We start from the raw sequence: 23,575 nt of genomic DNA, 5'->3' as shown, positions 1-23,575 counted from the left end.
TGCTCAGGGCGGTAGCGCAGCCACCAGGCCCAGCGCTACCGCCTGACGCACCCAGTCTGCCACATTGCCCGCCTGCATCGTTTTCATGGCCCTCAGCCGATAGACTTCCACGGTTTTAGGGCTCACCTCCATCTGCTCGGCAATTTCCCGGTTGGTCAACCCATGTGCCACGTGGGCCATGATCTGCTGCTCTTTCGGCTTGAGCGACCTGTAGCGCGCCTTCAGGCTAGCCACTTGCGCCTGTGCCTGATGCCGTTGGCGAGCGTGCTCCAGGGCTCGCTGCACGATTTCGATGATCTGCTGGTGGTTGAAGGGCTTCTCGATGAACTCGAACGCCCCGGCTTTCAGGGCGGCCACCGCCATGGGAACATCGCCGTGGCCGGTCATCATGATGATCGGCAAGGTGTCCTGTTGATCCAACAGCGCCTGCTGTACCTGGAGGCCGCTGAGGCCGGGCATACGAACATCCAGTAGCAGGACGGCTATGTGATCGCGCTGGGCCGCCAGAAACGCGTCTCCACTGGCAAAGGGCTGGGCAGTCAGGCCGACCGACGACAGCAGCCACACCAGGGATTCGCGCAGGGCGGTGTCGTCATCGACCACGGCAATGGTGGAAAGGGGCGGTTCCATCAAGTGTCTGTCTCCGTACGTAGCAGTACCTCAAAACAGGCCCCTTGGGGGCAGTCGCGAAGCGTCAGGGCGCCGCCCATGCTTTCCAGCAGGGTTCGGCTGATGGCCAGGCCCATGCCTAGCCCATCGTCCCGAGTGGTGTAAAAGGCATCGAAGATATGCGGGCGCTGGGTGTCGGGCACGCCTGGCCCTTGGTCTTCAACGCTCAGGGTCAGCTGCCGATGCCCGCTGGGTCGCGCGGTGATCACCACGCCAGGGCGGTCGGGCATGTCGCGGCTGGCGGTCAGCGCATTCAGCAGCAGGTTGACCAGCACCTGCTCCAGGGCGATGGGGTCGCCGTAGACCCTGGGGAGTTCGTCGGGTAGCTGGCGCTGCAAAGGGATTGCAGCCTGCTGATACTGCCACTCGCAGAGCTGGCAGGCCGCCTCGATCACCGGAGCCAGCGCGACCGGATGCACACGATGGCTGCGTTTGCGTACGAAGCTGCGCAGATGCCGCAAACGTTGCGCCAGACGTTCGACCTGCTGGTTGATACGTTCCAGCGGCAGGCGCAGCGCTTCGGCAGAGGGGGCAGGTTGCTGTTGGCACTGCATCAGCGCGCCGCTGGCGTAGTTGGCGATGGCGCCCAGCGGCTGGTTCAACTCGTGGGCAATGTTGGAGGCCAGCTCACCCGCGGCCGCCAGCCGGTTGGCATGGGCAATTTGTTCCTGATGGCGGAGCGCCTGGGCTTCGGCCTGCTTGCGCGCGCTGATATCGCGGTTGATGAGTGCGAAGTGGCCGGGTTCGGCGCCCTGAGCCCGGTGGGCCAACACGACGCTGAGCACGGGCAGCAGGGCATCTGGCGCACGTATCTCCAGCTCGCCGCTCCAGGAACCGTAACGCTCGACGGCAGGAAAGACCACCTGCCGGAGCAGCCGCAGCGACTCGCAGGAGTACACAGTGTCCAGGGGGACTTGCAAGGCCTCGGTGGGTAGCGCCAGGCAGCGCCGAGCGGCTTCGTTGGCGCTGAATACCCGCTGGTCAGGCCCCAGAAACAGCACGTAGTCGGTGGTGGACTCGACCACCTTTGCCAGGCGCTCCCGGGTGGCTTCGGCTTCGATGCGACGCCCCACATCCCGGGAGACGCAGAGAATGTCCAGCAGCTCCCCCGTGTTGGCGTCTCGTCGGGTCCGGCTGGTGGTTTCAAACCACACGTAATGGCCCGCCTTGGCGCGAAAGCGATAGGTCTGCTGGTAGAACCCATCATGGTAATAAACCCGTGGCGACTTGTTGAGCAGCGCGCTCAGGTCGGCGGGATGAAATAGCTGATAAGCCGAGACGCCAATCAACTCCTCGGGCGCGTACCCCAGCAGATCGCGGGCGGCTTGAGAGGCATACAGAAACGTGCCGTCTCGGGCATGCCGAGAGATCAGGTCGGTGGTGCTTTCCGCCAGCCACTGGTAGTGGCGCTTCTCCTCTTCCAGGGCGGCATTGCGCGCCTGCAACGAGGCGATTTCTGCTTGCAGGCGGGCTTCCAGCGGTGTGGTCATGGCGTTATCGCGCGGGGTCCAGCACGCCACCCAGCGAGGCATTGCGGCGGAACCAGCCAGCAATGCTGGTGCGCGGCAGGCGCGTGGGCAGCACTTCGTGGGGGATGGTTTCCGATAAAAAGCAGGCGAACGTTCCCGCTTCGGGCACGACCCGGGCCACTTCCCGGCTGGGGTCATCGGGGTCGTAGATGACCATTTCGCCTCCGCCATCGGCGGGCCAGTCGGGGGTGAGGTAGCCGACGGTCGAGATGACGCGATTGGCCCGCCCGCGAAAGCTGTCCAGATGGCGTTGGTAAAAAGCCCCGGCAGGGTAGTGGGCAAAATGTGCCTCGTACTCGAACAGGCCAAGAAACAGCGCCTGATTCAACGAGCGCTGCAGCTCGGTCATGGCATCGAGATAGTGCCGCTGGGCTTCGCTTTCACGGTCCAGCCAGTGGATGGCGTCGCCGCGAATATCCTTGCGCAGCAGGTGCTGCTGACCGCGTCCGATGCCTGCTTCATCGAGCGCATCGTGGGCCGCCAGATGCAGCAGCTCGCCTTGCAGCGCCTGGCACAGGGCCGGGTCGATGACCCCCTGGCCCACGTACCAGCCCTGTTCCACCAGGGCGTCGACCAGGGCCACGTGGGCCTCTAGGGCAAGGGCATGGGGGCGGGTGTCCATGGAAGCGATCATTTGGTGTGTCTCGTGACTGGCTTGTCGTTGCGATTGACGGCGGCTGGGCGCTGAGGAGAGCGCCTTTCGGGGTAGTGGCGCAAGGCGCCGACCGGGCGGCGGTAAAGGTCGATGTCCATGCCGAACCCTTCGGCCAGCAGCTCCACCAGCATCATGGCCGAGAGCCCCCAGATCACGTGGCTGTCTACTCGGTAGCTGGGCACGTAGTGAGCGACGCCATCCACGGTGATGACATCGGTATGGGTGCGCTGGTCCTCCAGAAAGTGGCTGAGCGGCACTTCGAAAATGGCATCCAGCTCCGCCGGGTCTGCCACCAATGGCAGGTCGGGGGGGATCAGGCCTACCCAGGGAGTGACCCGTATCCCGTGCAGCGAAATCACATCGGACAGGCGCCCCAGCGGTTGCACTGCCTGCGGTGCTAGCGCAATCTCTTCCTGAGCCTCCCGCAGTGCGGTGGCGTAGAGGTCTGCATCGGTGGCTTCGCGCTTGCCGCCGGGGAAAGCGACCTGGCCGCTGTGGGTATTCAAGTGGCCCGCGCGGCGGGTAAACAGCAGCGTCGGCGACGGCCGCTCGACGATGGGCATCAAGACGGCGGCCTCTGGCAGAGTAACGTGGTCCAGCCGTTGAGGCGTATGCAGTTGCAGCTGTTTGCGCAGTTTCTCTAACATAGGGGATTCCCGTGACTTTGTTCTCTTTTACCCAGCCATGACGATCAGCGTCAAGCGCGTTGATAGCTCGCCCTTCCAGCCATAGAGAAAACGCGATGAACTTTTGTAGTCAGTGTGGTGAAAAAGTCCGCTTTGCGGTGCCTGAAGGAGATGACCGCCCCCGCTACCTGTGCGATGCCTGCGGTACCATTCACTACCAGAATCCGCGCATTGTGGCGGGTACGCTGCCGGTGAGCGGCTCGAAGGTCTTGCTGTGCAAACGCGCCATTGCGCCGCGCAAAGGGTACTGGACGCTGCCGGCAGGCTATATGGAAAACGCCGAAACCACGCAGCAGGCCGCATCCCGGGAGACCTGGGAAGAGGCCTTCGCCGAAGTCGCGCTGGGAGACCTGTACACCTTGATCGACCTGCCGCACATCAATCAAGTCTACATGATTTTTCGCGCCGACCTGGTGGGTGGCTTCAGTGCCGGGCCAGAAAGCCTGGAGGTGGCGCTTTTCGAAGAGCACGAAATCCCCTGGGACGCGCTGGCCTTCCCCACCATCGAGCGGACCCTGCGGCACTACTTCGAAGATCGCCAGCAGGCGGAATTTCCGCTGCACATCAGCAAGATCACACCCGAAGACCGCGAGCGCTACTTCGGCAGTGCCTGATGGGGCAGCGGAGGCGGCGCCTACAGGTTGGCCAGCTGCCACACGTCGTAGGCCACTTCCTCGTAGGGGTGGGCCAGCTTGAGGGCGGCAATGGCCGCCTGGATGTGCGCGTCGTCACAGACCAGCTCCACCTTGAACTCTTCCACCCGCTCCAGGGTGCCTACCTGACCGATATGCGGTTCGGCGCCCTCCATCGGCCGAAACTGGCCGGTGCCGCGGGTCTGGAAACAGACGTGCTCATAATCACCGATACGCCCCGCACCCGCGTCGAACACGGCGCGCTTGACGCTCTCTACATGGTCGACAGGAACAAAAAAAGCGAGTTTATACATGGATCATGACCCTTTTTGAGCGGCGAAAGTCAGCAGAGGGCCACATGATACGCGATTTGGCGGTAGGTTGGGCACCGCCACCCTGTCAGGGGGCGGTGCTCTGTCGCTGGCTTACCAGGATTTATAAGGCAGGAACTTGCCGTTCAGGGTGAGCAGCACGCGGTCGCCCTTGGGGTCTTCGATCTTTTCCATTTCCATGGTGAAGTCGATGGCGCTCATGATGCCGTCGCCAAACTTCTCCTGCACCACGTCTTTCAGCGTTTCGCCGTACACGCCGACCACTTCGTAGAGCCGGTAGATGAAGGGGTCTTGGGGGATCGCCTCATCCCACGCCTTTGTTGGGAAGGCCGTGAGCGCGGTGGCCACATCGCTCTCTACTTCTAGCACGTCGCAAAGCTTATGGGCGACATCTGCGCTGGCGCTGTTCATGCCGTAACACGCAGAGGCAACCCATACCGGTGACATGCCCACAGCGCTGGCAATGTCGTCCCAACTCATTTTTTTACGGGCCTTGGCAGCCAGCAGGGTATGACGCATTTCGAGCTTATCCATGACGGACCTCCTTGGGAGTGAACTTCACTAGGTTTTCTTGTGGTTCGGTGGCAGGGGATGCCGGGGTTGAATCAGTGGTGGCCTCGGCATCCTCGAGTTGCACCGGGTTGACCGGCGTGGGATAGCGCAGGCCTTGGCCGTCGAACTCCTGGGTGCGCAGCTCGCTGGAGCGGTTCACCAGGAAATCGACCAGGTAATTACGAATTTTGTAGAAGTGCGGGTGTTTGACGATGCTCGCCCGCTGGCGCGGCCTAGGTAGGTCAATCTCCACTGCTTCGGCGATACGCGCCTGGGGGCCGTTAGTCATCAGGAAGATGCGGTCGGCCAGTAAGATCGCTTCGTCCACATCGTGGGTGATCATGAACACGGTTTGCTGATCCTGGCTCCAGATTTTGATCAGCTCGTCTTGAATCACCCCACGGGTCAGCGCATCCAGCGCGCCAAACGGCTCATCCAATAGCAGCAGTTTGGGCTTGGTGGCAAACGCCCGGGCGATGCTCACCCGCTGGCGCATACCACCGGATAGTTGGGAGGGCTTACGGTCCACCACCTCTTTCAAACCGACCATCTCCAGGTACTTCATACTGTGGTCGGTGACTTCCCGGTCGCTCCACGCTTTCCAGCGGGCGCGTACGCCGAAACGAACATTTTCCAACGCGGTGAGCCAGGGCAGCAGACTGTAGTTTTGGAACACCACGCCGCGCTCAAGGCCAGGGCCGCTGATCTCTTTGTTCTCCATGACCATGGAACCTTCCGAGAACTGATCCAGCCCGGCCAGCGCGTTCATGATGGTGGACTTACCGCAGCCAGAGTGGCCGATGATGCACACGAATTCGCCTTTCTCGAGCTGAAAACTGATGTTCTCGAACACCGTCAGCGGTTCCGCCTCTTTACTGGCGCCGGGGAAGCGCTTGGCGGCTTTTTGTACCTCTACAAAAGCATGACTCATGGTCGGCTCCTTATTCGGCGTAAGTGACAAAGCGGGCAATATAGGCAAGCGACATATCCAGCAGCATGCCCACCACGCCGATCATCAGGATGGAGAAGATCACGCTGGTTAAATCGAGGTTGTTCCACTCGTTCCAGACGTAGTAGCCAATGCCGGTGCCGCCCACCAGCATCTCGGCAGCCACGATAACCAGCCAGGCGATGCCAATGGAGATCCGCATGCCGGTCAGAATGGTGGGTGCGGCCGCAGGCAGAATCACCTTGAAGGCCGTTTGCAGCGGCGACAGTTCATGGGTGCGTGCCACGTTCACCCAGTCGCTGCGCACGCCAGCCACGCCAAAGGCGGTATTGAGCAGCATCGGCCAAATGGAACAGATAAAGATCACGAAGATGGCCGAGGCTTCGGCATCCCGAATGATGAACAGCGCCAGAGGCATCCAGGCCAAGGGAGAAATCGGCCGCAAGACCTGAATGAACGGGTTGAGCGCTTTATACGCCAGCGGTGACATGCCAATCAGAAAGCCGATGGGGATCGCCACCACGGCGGCCATGAGATAGCCGCTGAGCACGCGGTAAAGGGAGTAACCCAGTTGGATGCCGATCCCCTTGTCGTTGGGGCCTGCATCATAGAAAGGGTTGGAAAGCTGCTCCCAGGCCCGCTCGAAAATCGCCGACGGCGGGGGAACGCGGGCCGTTTCATCGGCCCCGCCCAGCAGCAGTTCGTACTCGCTCAGCTCTTCCGTGCCGCCCAGCAGCGGCGAGCGGTCGAGTCCTTCCCATAGCCCCAGCAGCACGGCAAGCAGGACGAAGGCCAACAAGGCAGCCCGTGCATTCAGGCTGATGTTCCAGTCGGTAGTGGTACGGTCCATGATTAGCTCCTGCGGATATCAAAGCTGGCCAGATACCCTTCGGGGTCGGTGTAGTCGAAGGTCTTGCCCATGATCTGGTAGTTGCGCGAGGTCTCTTCGGGGGCGTCGTAGCCCAGCTCGTTCATCACCGTGCGTGCTTCGCTGGCCAAAAAGACATCCCGGGCAATCTGCTGATAATCGACGCTGCCCTCGATGTAGCCCCAGCGTTTCATCTGGGTCAGGATCCAGACGGCCATGGAGTGCCAGGGGAAGGGGTCGAAGTCGATCCGTTCCGGCACGTTCTGAACATTGCCCAGGCCATCGGCAAAGCGCCCTGTCAGCACCTGCTCGATCACCGTGACCGGCTGGTTCAGGTAGTTGGTCGGGGCAATGGCCTCGGCGATTTCCGAACGGTTGGCTGGGTCGGAAGAGTATTGGGTGGCATCGATGATCGCCCGCAGCAGCGCGCCGTAGGTGTTGGGGTTTTGCTGGGCAAAGCGAGCGCTGGTGGCAAAGGCGCAGCACGGGTGGCCGTCCCAGATCTCCTTGGTGAGCAGGTGGATGAAGCCGATGCGTTCGAACACGGCGCGCTGATTGAACGGGTCGGGGGAGAGAAACCCATCGATGTTGCCCGCGCGCAGGTTGGCGACCATTTCGGGGGGCGGAATGACGCGAATCTGAATGTCCTGATCCGGGTCCAGGCCATGCTCGGCCACGTAGTAGCGCAGCAGGAAGTTGTGCATGGAGTACTCGAAGGGCACACCGAAGGTGAAGCCTTTCCACTGCTGCGGGTCACGCTTGTCCTGGTGGTCGTTGTGCAGCACGATGGCTTGCCCATTGACGTTCTCGATGGCAGGCGTCACGAAGGCCCGCTGGGTCGAGCCTGCCCCCAGGCTCATAGCCAGCGGCATGGGGGAGAGCATGTGGGCGGCATCGTACCGGTCGTTCAGCGAGTTATCGCGAATCAGCGCCCAGCCCGCGGTCTTGATCACATTGACGTTCAGGCCGTAACGCTCATAAAACCCCATGGGGTGGGCCATGATGATGGGCGTGGCGCAGGTGATCGGAATGAAGCCGATGTCCAGCTCGGTTTTCTCCAGCGGGCCCAAGCTCTCCTTGACCGCCGCCTTGATCGACTCCATGGGCAGCAATGTGGCCAGGGCTGCCGCCGTGGTGCCGCCACCCACCAGCTTCATGAATTGCCGGCGGTGCATGTCGCTATGGCCAAAGATGCCACGAACCAGCGCGCTCTCCACGACCCGGTCCATGATCTGTTCGGCATTGCTGGGCGGCGCTTCGCCACCGGCCAGGGTGGCCTGATGGGAAGATACGCTGGGGCGGGCAGGGTGGCACTGGTGGCAATCACACTGGCTGCCATGGATCAGCGATTGACGGTGATCGAAAGGGTTGCCGAGACTGCTGTGGTCATTGTTCTCTTTCATGGGCGTTCACCTCTCAGGAGCAAATGGGCTTCTAGCTGCGCCGTCTTGGTGCGAAACAGAGCGTTGCGGCACTGTTTCGGTAGTGCGACTTGTGTGCCACAACTGTCTGTTTTGTTTAAAGATTCATAAATTCAATAAGTTGTGGTGTTTGGTGGAATCTTGGAGGCCATGCTTGAAAACAACGATTTTTCGTTAATAACGATATTTCGTTGTTTAAATGACGAAATATCGTTATTGGCCCGTTGTTTGTATGGGTAGTGGGTATGTCGCCGCCATCGCCAGGAGATGCAGATGCCCCCCATGCCCATGACGACCGAGCCGTTGATGAGCGAGCCGTCGCTCAAGCTCATGGCCAGCCATGCCCCGCTGGCCATGCTGGTGATCGACCCGCTGGCCGATGAGCTGGTGGCTGCCAATGCGGCGGCCTGCCAACTGTTGATGCTGGAAGAGGGCGATTGGCGGGCGTCTCCGTTCAGCCATCGGTTGAGTGCCTCCTTGCCGCTGTGGGTCAGCTTTACCGATGAGGTATTGACTACCGGGCAGGCGTGGTCGGATGACCTGGTGGTGCTGGACAGCGTGCGTCAGCCACGCCGGGTAGAAGTCTTCGGTGAGCGTTTGCCGGACACCCCGCGGCTGTTGTTGACCCTGATCGACCGGCAGAAGGCCGAGCAGCGGCGCGCCCGGGCCGAGCTGGGGCGTCAGCATCGCCAGGGGGATGTAGGGTGGCAGCGCGTCGAGCAGGTGTTCGAGCGAATCGAAAGGCAGAACCAGCTGATTCTCAGCGCTGCCGGAGAGGGCATCTACGGGCTGGATGCGCAGGGCAGAACCACTTTCGTCAATCCAGCGGCCGAGCGCATTCTGGGCTGGAGCACCGAGGATATGGTGGGCCACGATGCGCATTTGATGTTTCACCACACCCATGCCGATGGCTCGCATTTCCCGGTGCAGCAGTGCCCCATTCATGCCTCGTTCAGCGATGGCCAGGTGCACCACGTCGACGATGAAGTGTTCTGGCACAAGAACGGTGAGGCGATTCCCGTCGAGTATACGAGCACCCCCATTTTCGAAATGGGGCGGCTGGTGGGGGCCGTGGTGCTGTTTCGCGATATCCGCGAACGCAAGCGGGCAGAGCAGCAGCTGCGCGATGCCCTGGAGGAGGTCGAGTCGCTGAAGCGGCGGCTGGAGCTGGAGAACGAATACCTACAGGAGGAGATCAAGGCAGAGGTCAATCACCGCAATATCGTGGGCAACAGCCCGGCGGTGGCCAAATTGATCCAGCAGATTGCCATGGTGGCACCGACCGGGGCCAACGTCTTGATCAGCGGTGAGTCCGGCACGGGCAAGGAGCTGATTGCCAGGGCTATTCATGCCGGAAGTGGGCGCAGCGACCGGCCGCTGATTCGAGTCAACTGTGCCGCCATACCGCGAGATCTGTTCGAAAGCGAGTTCTTTGGCCATGTCAAAGGGGCCTTTACCGGAGCGATGCAGGATCGTCCGGGGCGTTTCGAGCTGGCCCACGGCGGCACGCTGTTTCTTGACGAGGTAGGAGAAATTCCGCTGGAGCTGCAGAGCAAGCTGCTGCGCGTATTGCAGGATCAGCAGTTCGAGCGAGTGGGGGACAACCGCACCCGCGAGGTGGACGTGCGCGTGATTGCGGCCACCAACCGTGATTTGAAAGAGATGATCGACGCCGGGCATTTCCGAGAGGATCTCTATTTCCGGCTCAACGTGTTTCCCATCGATTCAGTGCCGCTGCGCAAGCGCATCGAGGATGTGCCCTTGCTGGCGCGACATTTTCTGCACCGCGCCTGCTTGAAGTTCAACAAGCCGGGCGTGCGTATTCCCCCCGCCCAGTTGGAGCTGCTGACTCTCTACCCATGGCCTGGCAATATCCGCGAGCTCGAAAACGTCATCGAACGACAGGTGATCGTGACTCAGGACCGCCGACTCTGCTTCGACGACCTGTTGCCGTCGGAGCCCAGTGTGCCGGGGCAGGTCATGGCGGAGCGTGACAAGGGCGCCGAGCCTCTTGCCGAGACACCGATGACCGAACAGGCGCTACAGCAGCACCAGCGGGACAACGTGCTGAAGGCGCTGGCATCGACACAGGGCAAGATCTCTGGCGCGGGTGGGGCGGCGGAGCTATTGGGCGTCAAACCGACGACGCTGGCCTCCCGGTTGCAAAAGTGGGGCATCGACCCGCGTCGATTCAGGCGTCGTGAATGTAAAAAGCCCCCTGCCAACGGTGCATTGGACTAAGGTAAAAGGTGCTGGGCTGGGCAGGCACTTTGTACACACAAATTCGCCAAGTTCAAGGCTAGCATACATACATGAATGTAACTATAATGCCCACTCTTTTAGACTGGCACTGCGCATCTTCCAACGTTGACACCTAGAGGCAATCCCATGCGACTAGCACACTGGGCAGTCAATGCCCCTTTACGCCCCTTGCTACTGGCCGTGCTGACCTCCTCCTTCATTCTGCCTGCCCAAGCGGCCGACCTGGTCACCATCACCCGCGATGCGTTGAACAACAACGCTGCCCTTGCCTCGGCACGCGCCGAATTTTCTGGCGTGGAAGCGGGCCGGGACGTGGCGCGCGGCGGCTTGCTGCCTCAGGTGAATGCCTCCGGTAGTGTCGTGCACAACCAGCAGTACGAAAGCCAGGGCTCTGCGCGGGGGGCGGGCGTCGGCGTGGGTGCCGACCAGGCCGCGGCGGGGGTCAGCGATGACCGTTACAACACCGCATCGCTGTCGTTGGAAGCGACTCAGGCGCTGTTCAATGCCGTGACGCGCCAGGAGCTCAATCAGGCCGAGCGCCAGATCGATCAGCAGGTCTACCTTTTGGCCGCGACGGAACAGCAGCTGCTCATCGACGTGGTCAGCGCCTACTTCGATATTCTGCGTGCCCATGAGGTTCTGGAAGCGCGTCAGGCGCAAGAGCGCGCCATTGGCCGCCAGCTGGAACAGGCCCGCGAGCAGTTCGAGGTCGGGCTGATTGCGATTACCGAAGTGGAAGAGGCGCGGGCCAGCTTCGACCAGTCTCGGGCCGACCGCATTGCCGCCGAGAGCAGCCTGCAAGTGGCGTTCGAAGCGCTGGAGCAGTTGACCGGGCAGCGTTACGCCAACATCGATGCCTTGGGTGACGCCATGCCGATTGCGCTCCCTGCGCCCACCGACCGTGACTATTGGGTCGACCAGGCACTGGAGCGCAACCCGCAGGTACTGGCCCAGCGGGCAGGTATCGAGCTGTCTCGGGCCGGTGTGGAAATCGCCCGGGCAGGGCGTCTACCCACCGTGCAGGCGTTCGCCAACTATCAATACTCGGAAAGCGACAGCGATGTGGTCAGTGGCTACAACTCTTCTAGCCAGGTAGGCGTTTCCGCCAACCTGCCGATTTACACCGGTGGCAGCACCAGTGCGCGTATTCGCCAGGGCACCTTCCAGCTCGAAAGTAGCCAGTACGACTTCGAGTCCCAGCGCCGCACCACGATTCAACAGGTGCGCTCGCTGTACACCCAGGTCAGCAATAACGTGGAAACCGTGGACGCTCGCCGCCAGGCCATCGTGTCTACCCGCAGCGCTCTGGAAGCGACGCGCGCAGGCTACGAGGTGGGTACCCGCAATATCGTCGATGTGCTGAATGCCGAGCAGAACCTCTATAACGCCATCGCCAGCTACGCCGAAGCGCGCTACGACTACGTGGTGAATCTGATGTCGCTGCGCCAGCAGTCGGGCATGCTGGACGTGGCGGCCATCGAGGAAGTCAATGCCTGGCTGACCGGTGACAGCGTCAACTTCACCCTGCCTGAAAGCAACACGCCTGATACTTACCAGCGCGCGATGGACATTGGTGCTCCTCCTACCCCAGGCGCCTGAGAGGGGCCAATGGGGGCACGCCCGCGATCCGTCTACGTACAGAAAAAATGAATGGGAATTCGACGCATGAAAAGAGTGATGCACTCCACCCGGGCGAGCCTGGTGACGCTGATCGCCGTGCTGGCGCTGACCGCTTGTGGCCAGGAACAGCCGTCCCAGGAGCAGCAGGGCCAGCAGCAGGAAGCGCCACCCCACGCGGTGGAAGTCGCTGAAGTAAGCCGTCAGGACATTCCGCTCAACAAGTCCTATCCTTCGCTGCTGCGTAGCGACAGTGAAGTCACGCTGGTGGCGCGGGTCAACGGCTTTCTGGAAGAGCGGCATTTCGAACCTGGGCAAATGGTCGAGGAGGGAGATCGCCTCTACACCATCGAGCCGGACTTGTACCAGGCCACGGTGAACCAGCGTGAAGCAGACCTGCAGAGCGCCCGGGCAGAGCTGGCACGCGCCCAGCGGGATGCGCAGCGTTTCGAGCAGCTGCTGAGCCAGAACTCGGTCAGCCGCCAGCAGTACGACCAGGCGCTGGCAGAGCAGCGGGTTGCGCAGGCCAGCGTGGCACAGGCGGAAGCCGCACTCACCAGTGCCAATCTGGATCTGGGCTACTCCAACGTCACCGCGCCCGTGTCGGGCATGATCAGCTTGAGCCAGATCAACGTGGGCAACCTGGTCACGTCAGGCACTGAGCTGGCCACCATCACGCCCCTGGACCCGCTGGAAGTGCGCTTTCAGCTACCCCAGCGTGATGCCTTCGAGCTGCGTCGCCAGTTGGCCGACAGCGCCGGTGACATGTCCTCCATTACCGCCCATCTCAGCGTGCCCGGGTTAGCGGGTAGCGCTGGTGGTGAGCTGGCGGGCCGCCTGAATTTCCTCGGTTCCCGCGTGGATACCGGCACCAGTACGGTGCAAGCATCGGCCACGTTCGACAACCCCAATGGTGATGTGTTGCCTGGCCAGTTCGTGCGCGTCCGCCTCGAAGGTCTCAAGCGGTTCGACGTCATCGCGGTGCCTGAAATTGCCGTTACCCAAGGGCTGATGGGCCCTCGCGTCTTCGTGCTGGATGACGAGAGCAAGGCGCGTGAGCGGACGGTTCAACTGGGCGATGTGGCTGGCCCCTGGCAGATCATCGTGGATGGCCTGGAACCTGGCGAGCGCGTCGTGGTGGGCGACCCGGCGGGTCTCGAGCCGGGCATGGTGATCGATCCGGTGCGTTTCGATGGCGATGCAGAACAGCTGGTCGATGACGTGGAAGAAGCCGAAGCGCAAGAGCAGCAGGAGCAGGCCGAAGCGGCTGCCGAGATGTCCGAAGGCGCTGGTGAAGCGCCCGCGGAAGGGGAAGAGGGTGCTCAATAATGAATTTCTCTAACTTCTTTATCAGTCGTCCGATATTCGCCACGGTGCTGGCGATTATCCTGACGCTGGTAGGCGCGATGGCGATGCGGATATTGCCCATCGAGCAGTATCCCAGCGTGGTGCCGCCCACGGTCTCGGTACAGGCGCAGTTCCCCGGTGCCGATGCGGAGACCGTGGCACAGACCGTGGCCGCGCCCCTGGCGGAAGCCATCAACGGCGTGGAGGACATGCTGTACATGACCTCCAACAGCGCCGACAACGGCCTGATGAGCCTGAGCGTGGCGTTCAACATCGGCACCGATGGTGATATCAACACCATCAACGTCAACAACCGCGTGCAGGGGGCCTTGTCCCGGTTGCCAGAGGCCGTTCAGTCTCAGGGTGTCACCGTGGAGCTGCGTTCCGACTCCATTCTGATGCTGGTGGCGCTGACCTCGCCCAGCGGTGACTACAACAACGTCTACATGCAGAACTATGCCACCCTCAACATTCTCGATGAGCTGCGTCAGGTGCCTGGGGTGGGCAACGCCGAGGTGCTGGGGGGCGGCGAGTTTGCCATGCGGATCTGGATGGATCCCGACAAGCTGGCCCAGTACGACCTGACCCCGAGCGAAGTGGCCAGTGCCATTCGCGCTCAGAACACCGAAATTCCGGCCGGTAGTCTTGCCGCGACGCCCCAGAGCGAGCCGCGTGCCTATACCTACACCATTACCGCTGGCGGGCGTCTTTCCAGCCCGGATGATTTCCGCAATATCTTCCTGCGCACCAATGCTGATGGTTCTTCGCTGCGCCTGGAAGACGTGGCACGGATCGAGCTGGGCGCCTCTTTCTACGGTGTGGATGCGCGTTTGAACGGCGCGACCATGACGCCCATCATCATCAACCAGCAGCCGGGCGCCAACGCGCTGGAAACGGCCAACTCGGTTCGGGCGACCATGGAAGAGCTGGCTGAACGCTTCCCGCCGGGGCTAGAGTACGTGACGCCTTACGATACGACGCTGTTCATCGATGCGTCTGTCGAGACGGTTCTCAAGACGTTCATCGAAGCGTTCCTGATCGTTATCGTGATTCTGTTCATCTTCCTGCAGAACTGGCGCTTTACGGTCATCGCCATGTCGGTGGTGCCGGTCTCGGTGATTGGTACCTTTGCCGGCTTCTACCTGTTCGACTTTTCGATCAACCTGTTGACGCTGTTCGCGCTGGTGCTGTCGATCGGTATCGTGGTGGATGACGCGATTCTGGTGGTGGAGAACGTCGAGCGGGTGCTCAGCGAAGAGGACGATATCAGCGTTCGCGATGCCACCATTCGCGCCATGAAAGAGGTCGGTGGGCCGGTCATCGCCACGTCGCTGATCATGGCGGCGGTGTTCGTGCCGGTGGCCTTCATGGGCGGCTTCACGGGCCAGATCTACCAGCAGTTCGCGATTACTGTGGCGATCTCGGTGGCGTTGTCGGCGCTGATGGCACTGACCTTCACCCCGGCGCTGTCCGCGATCTTCATCAAGCACAACCTGCACAAGACCCGTCAGTCCGCTTTCAAGCGTGCGATTACCACGCCGCTGCGCCTGTTCGATCGTTTCTTCGCAGGCTTCACGGCGCTCTACATGTGGTTCGTGAAGAAGCTGGTGCGCTTCTGGGTGCTGGCGCTGGCGCTGACCGTGGCGGTAGGGGCGGGCTCTTACTGGCTGTATGCCAATACGCCCTCCACGCTGGTGCCCGAAACGGACCAGGGGATCGTGCTGGTCAGCGTGTCGCTGCCGGACGCTGCCTCGCTGGATCGTACCCAGAACTACATGGCCGAGCTAAGTGCTGCCATTGAAGATATCCCCGGCGTGCAGTACTCCTCGGCGGTGGCGGGGTATGACATTCTGTCCAGCGCGGTGAACACCGCACGCGGGATCATGTTCGTCAACATGCAGCCCTGGTCGGAGCGCGACCTGACCGCCAACGAGCTGGTGGGCCGTATCATGCAGCTGGGTGCCAGCATCGACGGTGGTTCGGCCATGGCCTTCAACGTGCCGCCCATCATGGGGCTGTCGACCACTGGGGGCTTCACCGGCTACCTGCAATCCTTCGACGGCGCATCGCCCCGTGAGCTGTATGAAGCATCGCTGCAGATCATGGGGGCGGCGAACCAGCACCCTGCGCTGAATCAAGTATTCTCCACGTTCAACATGAACGTTCCCTCGTTCCGGGCGGAGATCGACCAGCAGAAGGCGTTGAGCTACGGCGTGGCCCTGGAGAATATCTCTTCGGCACTTTCCAATACCTTTGGTAATGGCTTCGTCAACTTCTTCAGCTACCAGAACCGTAACTTCCAGGTGTATCTGCAGAACGAGGACGAGTTCCGCAAGACCCCCGAAGACATCAACAATGTCTACGTGCGGGGCGGCAACGGTGAGCGCATTCCGTTATCCGAGTTCGTGACGCTGGAGCGCCAGGTAGGACCTTCGGTAGTGTCACGCTTCGGGGTGTACATCGGGGCGCAGTTCCAGGGCGGGGCGGCTCCGGGCTACAGCTCGGCGCAAGCCATCGCGGCCATGGAAGAAGTCGTGCTGGAAACGCTGGGGCCGAACTGGGGCATGGGCTGGACCGGTACCGCGTATCAGGAGGCCAACCTGGGCAATACCGCCATGCTGGCCATCGTGTTCGGTATCCTGATGGTGTTCCTGATCCTGGCGGCCCAGTACGAGAGCTGGTCCTTGCCGCTGGCGGTCTTGACGGCCACCCCGTTTGCCTTCCTCGGGGGGATTGGCGGTATCGTGCTGCGCGGGCTGGATACCAGTGTCTACGTGCAAATCGGTATGCTGGTGGTCGTGGGGCTGGCGGCCAAGAACGCGATCCTGATCGTCGAGTTTGCCGAGCTGCAGCGTAAAGAGCAGGGCAAGACGATTCGTGAAGCCGCGATCACGGCGGCCGAGCTGCGCTTCCGGCCCATCGTCATGACCTCGCTGGCGTTTATCTTCGGCACTTTGCCGTTGGCGCTGGCGACCGGCGCAAGTGACGTGAGTAGCCACCATATCGGTACCACAGTGGCGATGGGTATGGCGTCAGTGGCGATTCTGGGCAGCCTGTTCATTCCCAGCTTCTACGCCATGATTGCCACTGTTTCTGACTGGCTCTACCGCAAGCGTCATCCTGAACGCAAGGATGATGAGCAGGCGGCGCTGGGTCACGATCAGACCTGACCTGATCGCCAGCGATCCACCAGACGGGCACCCCAAGGGGTGCCCGTTTTTTGTGGGCGTCGGGCCAAAGGCTGATACGGGTCAATGCCCGAGCTACTGACATGGCTAAGATGAGCTAAGCTGAAAGTGACCATCGTTTTAGCCTGAGTAGCACAATAATGGTCGACAATAGGCTCAGGCGAGAACAAGACCGGGCAGCTTGCCCGGAGGAGAACACGCCATGCAAACCTTCATGTCTGCTGCTCTGCAGTTTCCTACCATCGTCTTTGCCCTGCTGCTGATACTGGGCATTCTCTATTGGCTCCTGGTGTTGTTGCGACTGGCACCTTTGGAGCTGTTCGAACGCGATAGTCTGCGCGATGACCACATGGCGAGCACGCTCGTCTCGCTGGGCTTTGCGGGCGTGCCCGCCTCACTGGCGCTGAGCCTGCTCGTTCTATTGGCAGGCGCCATCTCGCTGGCCGTCGAGCTGCTGGTGCTGCGCTGGCTACCGCTGGGCATGTTGAGAGTGCCCGTGGGCGTGCTGGTGCTGTGGGCTTCCTTTGCCGTTGCTTCGCCGCTGGCGGCCGCCGTGTGTCACGCCCTGCAGCGTGGGCTGCATCGCTACCCGCCGTTCCAGCGCCGTTGCCTGCTGGGCGCCACGGCGGTAGTGGCCGAGCGCGACCAGCAGGGCGTTGCCACTGCTCGGCTGCTCAATGAGCCAAACAGCGTGGTGCGCCTGCATTGCAAGGCGGGGGATTGCCCCCGGCCGGGTGAGCGTCGTGTATTGGTAAAATATCTGGCCAGTGAAGGGGCCTACCGCAGCGTCATGGAGCAGGACTACCTGGATACGCGGGTACGCCTCAACAAGCTGCGCTTGCAGCACAAGCACCATCCCAACGGCTACCCGACGTAACCAGCCCTATCTACCGCCTCTCAGGTAGCGCCAAACATCTGCCAGCCACTGGCTGAACGTGCCAGTTGGCTGGGCAGGTGTCGCCGTGGAAGAGGCGGATAACGGAGTCGTCAGAAAGCGCTGTATGGGCTTGACCTGCTGGGCGTCGTTGAGCATCGGCGCATGCCCGCAGCCCGGCACGGTCATGGTCACCAACGACGGCTGTGACTCGGCCATTTTGGGCAGCGTTTCGGCGGCCAGCAGAGCCGACGTTTCACCGCGAATGACCATGAGCGGGCAGCGAATCTTCGCCCAGTCGGCCCAGGTATCCCGGGGGGTGTCGTGGATAAACTGCTCGCCTATGCGGGGGTCGAAGTGGTAGGTCCAACTGCCATCGGGCAGGCGTCGTGCGCTATTGAGCGCCAGCTCGCGCCACTCCGCCTCGCTGGTGATGCCGAAGCTGGCATAGTGCTTGATCAGCTCTGCCTGCAGGTTGGCAAAGTTGTTGAAACGGTGGGTGACGCCAAAGTAGCTCGACAGCGCAATCAGCCCTTCCTTGTCGAGTTCAGGCCCAACGTCATTGAGGACCAGACGCGCAATGCGTGCTGCGTGTTGCTCGTCGGCGGCGATCAGCATACCAAGCAGCCCTCCCATGGAGGTGCCCAGCCAGTCCACCTGCTCCAACTGGTAGTGGTCCAGCAGCGCGATGGCAACGGTGACATAGTGGCTGTAAAGGTAGTCATGGGCGGGAAACAGCGACCAGCTCGATAGGCCGCGCCCTGGGGTGTCCGGGGCCAGTACGCGCCATTCGTTGCCGAGCTCGCGGGCCAGGGCGGCAAAATCACCGCCGTGGCGAGCCAGCCCGTGCCAGGCAATCAGGGTTCGTTTGGCGTCAGGGTTCCAGATGCGAACCGCAATCTCCAGCTCACGTACGCGTACAAACTCCAAGGCATCCATACACGGCTCCTGTCATGTGGTGCCTGTAGTATAGATGCAATGCTGCGGTGCAGTAGAGCGTTTACTTGCGCATCATGCGGATCAGCGTATCGATGATTTCTGCGCCGCGCTCGGAGACAGAAAAAGCATCGGGTGTGCGCAGCCAATCATGAAACAGGCCGCCGATCGCGCACTGCATCAGGCGGGTGGCCGTTTCCGGGCTGATATCTTCGCGCATATCCTGTTGTTGCTGAGCCAGTTGGAACACCGGCAGCATTTCGTCGAAGCACTCTTCGCCGATTTCATCCTGCATGGCAATGGGGTTGATATCGCTGAAGAATTCACAGCGATGGAGCAGGATCGACAGAATACGCTGATGGGAAGGTTGTTCGATACGCTGCAAGCCTGCGTGGCAAGCCAGGCGAATGGCTTCCAGCGGCGAGACGTGTGGGTCGGCGTTATTGACTTCATCGATCAATGACTGGAAGGGCATGCGCACCCGCTCCACCAGCGCCATGAACAGATCGCCCTTGTTCTTGAAGTGCCAATAGACGGCACCGCGGGTCAGCCCCGCATGGCGGGCAATCTGCTCAAGCGAGGTGCGAGCAACGCCTTTTTCGAAAAACACCTCTTCAGCCGCATCCAGCAGCGCTTCGCGCGTTGCCGCAGCCTCCGCTTTGGTTTTTCTTGCCATGGAACCTCACCTCACTCTCGACACGTATGCGGCGTATTTTATATGAACTCGCCGGTTTTTTACATTCAAAAGTGTATGGTTAATCAGAGAACTTCATAGCGTGCGTTAACAAAGATGTCGGATAATGCTAAACAGAGTTTTCAGACATCAGGTTTTCCAACCCTTTAGCTACTGCACGATGCTTGATCGAGGAGTTGTCATGGCGCGAGCGCCTTTTACGCTAGCCGGGCATACCGTACTGCCCGGCCAACGGTTACAGATCGATGTGCCGGTGGCACGCCTCTACACCCACACACCGCTGCATATTCCCGTCGAGGTGGTGCATGGCCGCAAGGAGGGGCCGGTCATGCTGGTCTGTGGCGGTATCCATGGGGATGAAATCAACGGCGTGGAAATCGTGCGGCGCGTGCTGCGCTCGAAGTCCATCAACAGCCTGCGCGGAACGCTGATTGCCGTGCCGGTGGTCAATGTCTTCGGTTTCTTGCAGCAGACCCGCTACCTGCCCGACCGCCGTGACTTGAACCGCTGCTTTCCGGGCAGCGAAAAGGGCTCGCTGGGGGGGCGTATTGCCGCGCTGTTCAGAGATGAGATCGTCGATCATGCGACGCATATCATCGACCTGCACACGGGGGCGATTCATCGCACCAACCTGCCGCAAATTCGTGCGCAGTTGACCCCTGGCAGCGAAACCGAGCGCATGGCCGATGCCTTTGGAGCCCCGGTCATTCTGAATGCCGAACTGCGGGAAGGCAGCCTGCGCCACTATGCCCAGAACCTGGGCATTCCCGTGCTGACCTATGAAGCCGGTGAGGCATTACGTTTCGACGAGTGGGCGATTGCGCCTGGCGTCAAGGGCATCCTCAGGGTCATGCGCCGACTGGGCATGCTGAGTGGCGAGCAGCGCCGCCGTACCCCTGCCCCCGCCGAGCTGGCCAATGGCTCCAGTTGGGCGCGTGCGCCTATCGATGGCATTTTACGGCCCCAGGTGCGCCTGGGGGCGCGCGTGGCCAAGGGCGAAGTGCTGGGCAAGGTAGCGGACCCCTTCGGCAATGATGAGGGCGAGGTGCTGGCCATGGCCGATGGCATCGTGATTGGCATGAGCCGCCTGCCGCTGGCCAATGAGGGCGAAGCGCTGTATCACATCGCTCGCTTCGATGAGATAGAAGAAGCCGAGACGGCCATCGAAAGCTTTCAATCCAGCCTGGAACCGCCTCCCGACTCCCTGTATTGAGCTTTTTGATAGCAGATATTGATCGCTTCAATAGCCAACGTTAAGGCGCCATGGATGGCGATATGCCTGCTTGTTGACTATACCTGTTGGGGAGCCTGCCAGCGTAAAGGCGAAATGCCTCGTGCGATGTGGGCCATTTCCAACGACGCAACGGCGTCTGGTCGAATGTGACAAGGAGGAAGCGCCATGAGTAGCCACCAGCACCCCACCACCAATGAAGCCGGTATTCCGGTTGCCAGCGACGAGCACTCGCTTTCGGTAGGGGCCGATGGTCCCATCGTCATGCATGACCACTATCTGATGGAGCAGATGGCGGCCTTCAACCGTGAAATGATTCCTGACCGTCAGCCCCATGCCAAAGGCAGCGGGGCGTTTGGTCATTTTGAAGTGACCCAGGATGTCAGACAGTACACCAAGGCTGGCTTTCTACAGCCAGGCAAGAAGACCGATGTGCTGATCCGTTTCTCGACCGTGGCAGGCGAGAGCGGAAGCCCGGACACTTGGCGGGACCCCCGCGGGTTTTCCATCAAGTTCTATACCGAAGAAGGCAACTTCGACATGGTGGGTAACAACACCCCCGTGTTTTTCGTTCGCGACCCGATGAAGTTTCAGCACTTCATTCACTCCCAGAAACGCCGGGCTGACAACGGCCTGCGAGACCACGACATGCAGTGGGATTTCTGGACGCTGGTGCCTGAGTCGGCCCACCAGGTGGCATGGCTCATGGGCGACCGCGGCGTTCCCGCCACCTGGCGGCACATGAACGGCTATTCCAGCCATACCTATATGTGGGTAAACGCAGAAGGCGAGCGGTTTTGGGTGAAGTATCACTTTAAAACCGATCAAGGTATCAAATGCATGACCCAGGAACAGGCTGACCAGATGGCCGGCAGCGATGCCGATTACCACCGCCGCGACCTGTTTGAGGCGATCAATCGCGGGGATTACCCCACCTGGACGCTGCACATGCAGATCATGCCGTTTGAGGATGCCAAGACCTACCGCGTTAATCCCTTCGATCTGACCAAGGTGTGGTCACACAAAGATTACCCCTTGATCGAAGTGGGTAAACTGACGCTCGACCGCAACCCTACCGATTTCCATAGCGAAATCGAGCAGGCCGCGTTCGAACCCAACAACATGGTGCCCGGCACTGGGCTGTCGCCGGATAAAATGCTCTTGGCTCGTTCTATTTCCTACGCCGATGCCCACCGTGCGCGGTTAGGGGTGAACTACAAGCATATTCCGGTTAATACGCCCAAGAGCCCCGTGCATAGCTATACCCAGGGCGGCGCGATGCGCATTCGTCACTCTACCGACCCGGTGTACACGCCCAATAGCAAAGGCGGCCCCAAGGCAGATGGGCAGCGCTACCCGGAAGATGCGGTGTGGTCGACGGATGGGCAATTCGTACGCACCGCGTACACGCTGCGCAAAGATGACGACGACTGGAGCCAAGCGCACACCCTGGTGCGTGAGGTGATGGACGATGCCCAGCGTGACCGGTTGGTTTCCAACGTGGTGGGGCACCTTTCCGGTGGCGTCACCGAGCCGGTGTTGGAGCGCGCGTTTGAGTATTGGCGCAACATCGATCAAGAAGTAGGCGAGCGTATTGAGCAAGGCGTTCGCGCGCAGTAGCCTCCCAAAAGAAAACGCCCAACGATAAAATCGCTGGGCGTTCGTTAAACTGCCAGCCTGTTGGTCGTCAGGTCACGGGCTGGCGGTTTTTTTGCTCGTCGAGAGGCTCCGCATCGAACTCAGGCTCACGAACCAAGCCGAGCGCATCATCAAACAAGCGTAAGCCTGCACCCTCTTTATGTGCGTGCTCCGAGAGATGACGGCGGAACCGGCGCCCGCCCGGGCAACCCTGGAACAGCCCCAGCAAATGCCGCGTAATATGATTCAGCTTGGCGCCCTCATCCAGGCGCTGCTGGATATAGGGGCGGAAGGCCGTGGCCGCCTCCAGACGCGTGCGGGCCGGGCCGGGCTCACCAAGCAGCTGCTCATCGACACCGGCCAATAGCCACGGGTTCTGGTACGCCTCGCGGCCTACCATCACGCTGTCCACGTGCTCCAGCTGCGCCTGGCACTCGGCCAGGGTTTTAATCCCGCCGTTGATGCCAATGTGCAGCTCGGGGTGGCTCTGTTTCAAGCGGTGCACCCGAGGGTAGTTCAGCGGTGGAATGTCACGGTTCTCTTTCGGGGATAACCCCTGTAGCCAGGCTTTGCGGGCGTGAACGGTAAACACGCTGCAGCCTGCCGAAGCCACGATATCAATGAACCGTGCCAAATCGGCGTCTTCATCCTGGTCATCGATACCAATACGGCATTTCACCGTCACCGGAATCGACACCGCCGCCTGCATGGCCTTGACTGCGGCGGCCACTTTTTCAGGGTGGCCCATCAGGCAGGCGCCAATCATGTTGTTCTGCACCCGGTCACTGGGGCAGCCCACGTTCAGATTGACCTCGTCATACCCCCACGCCTCAGCAATCGCAGCACACTCCGCCAACTCTCCCGCATCGCTACCCCCCAACTGCAGGGCAATCGGATGCTCCACCTCGCTGTACCCCAAAAAGCGCTCACGCGGGGAGCCGTGCAGCACCGCACCGGTGGTCACCATCTCGGTATACAGCAGCGCACGCCTGGTCAAGGTGCGAGCGAACGCACGGTAGTCTCTTGTGGTCCAGTCCATCATGGGGGCCACAGAAAACAACCTACCCCTGTCGGCACTGTTGTTGCTAATAAAATCAGTCATTTAATAAATTCTGTAACTGTATGAATATACACATATGTTGCCACCTGATACCGTTAAAGCCGCCCTCAGTGTACCGCCACTGTATCTAGTGGCGGAGAACGCCCACTTTCCAAAAATCGTGGTACACCAAGAGCGAGTTTTCAGAAGCGGCAAGGGGAGTGGCGGACTATTGTACGGAAGAAAGGCCATCGCTCACAGAGTAAAACGTGCAGCACCAACGCTCGGGCTCAGAAGTGGGCAGGCCAGGTCGAGGATTTCATCACCGTGCTATCCGGTGGAGAGGATGTCTTGTTTGTCCTGTGCAATACCGCGCAACATCAGCAGGCGAGCAGGGGCCTTCCTGGAAAGCACTTCAAGCTGTTGAATCCGCGTCCTTTCGGCACATGCGTGCTT

General features: G+C 61.0%; 20 protein-coding genes. 8 read left to right on the top strand and 12 right to left on the bottom strand.

The genetic code is table 11. The features are described from left to right. Positions 1-3 precede the first annotated feature (3 nt). The 4 genes from RVM26_RS10145 to RVM26_RS10130 are packed head-to-tail and all read right to left on the bottom strand — an operon-like array spanning position 4 to position 3,500. Positions 4-630 carry a response regulator transcription factor gene (locus RVM26_RS10145; RefSeq protein ID WP_144981724.1) on the bottom strand — a complete coding sequence of 209 codons (627 nt, stop codon included), beginning with the start codon at positions 628-630 and terminating at the stop codon, positions 4-6. After that, positions 630-2,159, bottom strand: coding sequence for a PAS domain-containing sensor histidine kinase (locus tag RVM26_RS10140; RefSeq protein ID WP_287807889.1), 1,530 nt, complete (start codon positions 2,157-2,159; stop codon positions 630-632). Before RVM26_RS10140 ends, RVM26_RS10145 begins: the two co-directional genes overlap by 1 nt. Before the next feature lie 4 nt (positions 2,160-2,163). Beyond that, positions 2,164-2,832 (bottom strand): 2OG-Fe(II) oxygenase, encoded by a 669-nt coding sequence (locus RVM26_RS10135; protein ID WP_287807887.1) that lies wholly within the window; start codon positions 2,830-2,832, stop codon positions 2,164-2,166. Then, positions 2,829-3,500, bottom strand: a complete 672-nt coding sequence (locus tag RVM26_RS10130) for a CoA pyrophosphatase (RefSeq protein WP_287807885.1) — start codon at positions 3,498-3,500, stop codon at positions 2,829-2,831. Before RVM26_RS10130 ends, RVM26_RS10135 begins: the two co-directional genes overlap by 4 nt. Positions 3,501-3,595: 95 nt before the next feature. Here RVM26_RS10130 and RVM26_RS10125 point away from each other — a divergent pair, with 95 nt between their 5' ends. Next, entirely contained in the window at positions 3,596-4,153 is a 558-nt protein-coding gene (locus RVM26_RS10125; RefSeq protein WP_039176467.1) for an NUDIX hydrolase, read from the top strand. Between the two features lie 20 nt (positions 4,154-4,173). Here RVM26_RS10125 and RVM26_RS10120 read toward each other — a convergent pair whose 3' ends face one another. The 5 genes from RVM26_RS10120 to RVM26_RS10100 all read right to left on the bottom strand — a co-directional run bounded on the left by RVM26_RS10120 (position 4,174) and on the right by RVM26_RS10100 (position 8,275). After that, positions 4,174-4,485 carry a YqfO family protein gene (locus tag RVM26_RS10120; protein WP_016914566.1) on the bottom strand — a complete coding sequence of 104 codons (312 nt, stop codon included), beginning with the start codon at positions 4,483-4,485 and terminating at the stop codon, positions 4,174-4,176. Between the two features lie 111 nt (positions 4,486-4,596). Further along, positions 4,597-5,037, bottom strand: a complete 441-nt coding sequence (gene cynS / locus RVM26_RS10115) for a cyanase (RefSeq protein WP_058576935.1) — start codon at positions 5,035-5,037, stop codon at positions 4,597-4,599. Further along, on the bottom strand, positions 5,030-5,986 hold the full coding sequence (locus RVM26_RS10110; protein WP_287807881.1) for an ABC transporter ATP-binding protein: 957 nt from the start codon (positions 5,984-5,986) through the stop codon (positions 5,030-5,032). Before RVM26_RS10110 ends, cynS begins: the two co-directional genes overlap by 8 nt. A 10-nt stretch (positions 5,987-5,996) precedes the next feature. Next, positions 5,997-6,854 (bottom strand): nitrate ABC transporter permease, encoded by an 858-nt coding sequence (gene ntrB, locus RVM26_RS10105; protein ID WP_287807879.1) that lies wholly within the window; start codon positions 6,852-6,854, stop codon positions 5,997-5,999. 2 nt (positions 6,855-6,856) lie between these two features. Next, positions 6,857-8,275, bottom strand: a complete 1,419-nt coding sequence (locus RVM26_RS10100) for a CmpA/NrtA family ABC transporter substrate-binding protein (RefSeq protein ID WP_498938457.1) — start codon at positions 8,273-8,275, stop codon at positions 6,857-6,859. A gap of 300 nt (positions 8,276-8,575) precedes the next feature. Between RVM26_RS10100 and RVM26_RS10095 the strand changes: the two genes are divergently transcribed. The 5 genes from RVM26_RS10095 to RVM26_RS10075 all read left to right on the top strand — a co-directional run bounded on the left by RVM26_RS10095 (position 8,576) and on the right by RVM26_RS10075 (position 17,584). Then, complete coding sequence (locus RVM26_RS10095) at positions 8,576-10,534, top strand: sigma 54-interacting transcriptional regulator (protein WP_498941732.1); 1,959 nt, start codon at positions 8,576-8,578, stop codon at positions 10,532-10,534. Between the two features lie 147 nt (positions 10,535-10,681). Continuing rightward, on the top strand, positions 10,682-12,154 hold the full coding sequence (locus RVM26_RS10090; protein ID WP_498938455.1) for a TolC family protein: 1,473 nt from the start codon (positions 10,682-10,684) through the stop codon (positions 12,152-12,154). Positions 12,155-12,220: 66 nt separating this feature from the next. Further along, the gene (locus RVM26_RS10085) at positions 12,221-13,501 is read left to right on the top strand and encodes an efflux RND transporter periplasmic adaptor subunit (RefSeq protein WP_498938453.1); all 1,281 of its coding nucleotides are present in this window, start codon (positions 12,221-12,223) and stop codon (positions 13,499-13,501) included. Next, the gene (locus RVM26_RS10080; protein ID WP_498938451.1) at positions 13,501-16,689 is read left to right on the top strand and encodes an efflux RND transporter permease subunit; all 3,189 of its coding nucleotides are present in this window, start codon (positions 13,501-13,503) and stop codon (positions 16,687-16,689) included. The genes RVM26_RS10085 and RVM26_RS10080 overlap by 1 nt, the downstream gene beginning before the upstream one ends. Before the next feature lie 220 nt (positions 16,690-16,909). Further along, the gene (locus RVM26_RS10075; RefSeq protein ID WP_498938449.1) at positions 16,910-17,584 is read left to right on the top strand and encodes a hypothetical protein; all 675 of its coding nucleotides are present in this window, start codon (positions 16,910-16,912) and stop codon (positions 17,582-17,584) included. A gap of 6 nt (positions 17,585-17,590) precedes the next feature. Here RVM26_RS10075 and RVM26_RS10070 read toward each other — a convergent pair whose 3' ends face one another. Together RVM26_RS10070 and RVM26_RS10065 are read right to left on the bottom strand one after the other, a co-directional pair. Then, complete coding sequence (locus RVM26_RS10070; protein ID WP_498938447.1) at positions 17,591-18,520, bottom strand: alpha/beta fold hydrolase; 930 nt, start codon at positions 18,518-18,520, stop codon at positions 17,591-17,593. A gap of 61 nt (positions 18,521-18,581) precedes the next feature. Further along, positions 18,582-19,193: a TetR family transcriptional regulator gene (locus RVM26_RS10065; RefSeq protein WP_498938445.1), complete on the bottom strand. Its 612-nt coding sequence runs from the start codon at positions 19,191-19,193 to the stop codon at positions 18,582-18,584. A 199-nt stretch (positions 19,194-19,392) separates the two neighbouring features. On the opposite strand from RVM26_RS10065, the gene RVM26_RS10060 reads away from it, so the two are divergent. After that, positions 19,393-20,424 (top strand): succinylglutamate desuccinylase/aspartoacylase family protein, encoded by a 1,032-nt coding sequence (locus tag RVM26_RS10060; RefSeq protein WP_039176399.1) that lies wholly within the window; start codon positions 19,393-19,395, stop codon positions 20,422-20,424. A 186-nt stretch (positions 20,425-20,610) separates the two neighbouring features. Then, positions 20,611-22,062 (top strand): catalase, encoded by a 1,452-nt coding sequence (locus RVM26_RS10055; RefSeq protein WP_498938442.1) that lies wholly within the window; start codon positions 20,611-20,613, stop codon positions 22,060-22,062. A 67-nt stretch (positions 22,063-22,129) separates the two neighbouring features. On the opposite strand, the gene dusA is transcribed toward RVM26_RS10055, so the two are convergent. Further along, positions 22,130-23,182, bottom strand: coding sequence for a tRNA-dihydrouridine(20/20a) synthase DusA (gene dusA / locus RVM26_RS10050; protein ID WP_498938440.1), 1,053 nt, complete (start codon positions 23,180-23,182; stop codon positions 22,130-22,132). Positions 23,183-23,575: the final 393 nt, after the last annotated feature.

It is taken from the genome of Halomonas sp. KM072, from assembly GCF_050710315.1.
Classification (GTDB): domain Bacteria; phylum Pseudomonadota; class Gammaproteobacteria; order Pseudomonadales; family Halomonadaceae; genus Vreelandella; species Vreelandella hamiltonii.
This window is presented reverse-complemented; position numbering and strand designations above follow the sequence as displayed.

Bases quoted from the DNA above. Each gene is read 5' to 3' on its own strand.
- RVM26_RS10065 (WP_498938445.1), bottom strand. From the start codon at position 19,193: ATGGCAAGAAAAACCAAAGCGGAGGCTGCGGCAACGCGCGAAGCGCTG.
- RVM26_RS10120 (WP_016914566.1), bottom strand. From the start codon at position 4,485: ATGTATAAACTCGCTTTTTTTGTTCCTGTCGACCATGTAGAGAGCGTC.
- RVM26_RS10090 (WP_498938455.1), top strand. From the start codon at position 10,682: ATGCGACTAGCACACTGGGCAGTCAATGCCCCTTTACGCCCCTTGCTA.
- RVM26_RS10075 (WP_498938449.1), top strand. From the start codon at position 16,910: ATGCAAACCTTCATGTCTGCTGCTCTGCAGTTTCCTACCATCGTCTTT.
- RVM26_RS10145 (WP_144981724.1), bottom strand. From the start codon at position 630: ATGGAACCGCCCCTTTCCACCATTGCCGTGGTCGATGACGACACCGCC.
- RVM26_RS10085 (WP_498938453.1), top strand. From the start codon at position 12,221: ATGAAAAGAGTGATGCACTCCACCCGGGCGAGCCTGGTGACGCTGATC.
- RVM26_RS10130 (WP_287807885.1), bottom strand. From the start codon at position 3,500: ATGTTAGAGAAACTGCGCAAACAGCTGCAACTGCATACGCCTCAACGG.
- dusA (WP_498938440.1), bottom strand. From the start codon at position 23,182: ATGACTGATTTTATTAGCAACAACAGTGCCGACAGGGGTAGGTTGTTT.
- RVM26_RS10125 (WP_039176467.1), top strand. From the start codon at position 3,596: ATGAACTTTTGTAGTCAGTGTGGTGAAAAAGTCCGCTTTGCGGTGCCT.
- RVM26_RS10095 (WP_498941732.1), top strand. From the start codon at position 8,576: ATGCCCATGACGACCGAGCCGTTGATGAGCGAGCCGTCGCTCAAGCTC.
- RVM26_RS10110 (WP_287807881.1), bottom strand. From the start codon at position 5,986: ATGAGTCATGCTTTTGTAGAGGTACAAAAAGCCGCCAAGCGCTTCCCC.
- RVM26_RS10135 (WP_287807887.1), bottom strand. From the start codon at position 2,832: ATGATCGCTTCCATGGACACCCGCCCCCATGCCCTTGCCCTAGAGGCC.
- ntrB (WP_287807879.1), bottom strand. From the start codon at position 6,854: ATGGACCGTACCACTACCGACTGGAACATCAGCCTGAATGCACGGGCT.
- RVM26_RS10100 (WP_498938457.1), bottom strand. From the start codon at position 8,275: ATGAAAGAGAACAATGACCACAGCAGTCTCGGCAACCCTTTCGATCAC.
- RVM26_RS10060 (WP_039176399.1), top strand. From the start codon at position 19,393: ATGGCGCGAGCGCCTTTTACGCTAGCCGGGCATACCGTACTGCCCGGC.
- RVM26_RS10070 (WP_498938447.1), bottom strand. From the start codon at position 18,520: ATGGATGCCTTGGAGTTTGTACGCGTACGTGAGCTGGAGATTGCGGTT.
- RVM26_RS10055 (WP_498938442.1), top strand. From the start codon at position 20,611: ATGAGTAGCCACCAGCACCCCACCACCAATGAAGCCGGTATTCCGGTT.
- RVM26_RS10140 (WP_287807889.1), bottom strand. From the start codon at position 2,159: ATGACCACACCGCTGGAAGCCCGCCTGCAAGCAGAAATCGCCTCGTTG.
- cynS (WP_058576935.1), bottom strand. From the start codon at position 5,037: ATGGATAAGCTCGAAATGCGTCATACCCTGCTGGCTGCCAAGGCCCGT.
- RVM26_RS10080 (WP_498938451.1), top strand. From the start codon at position 13,501: ATGAATTTCTCTAACTTCTTTATCAGTCGTCCGATATTCGCCACGGTG.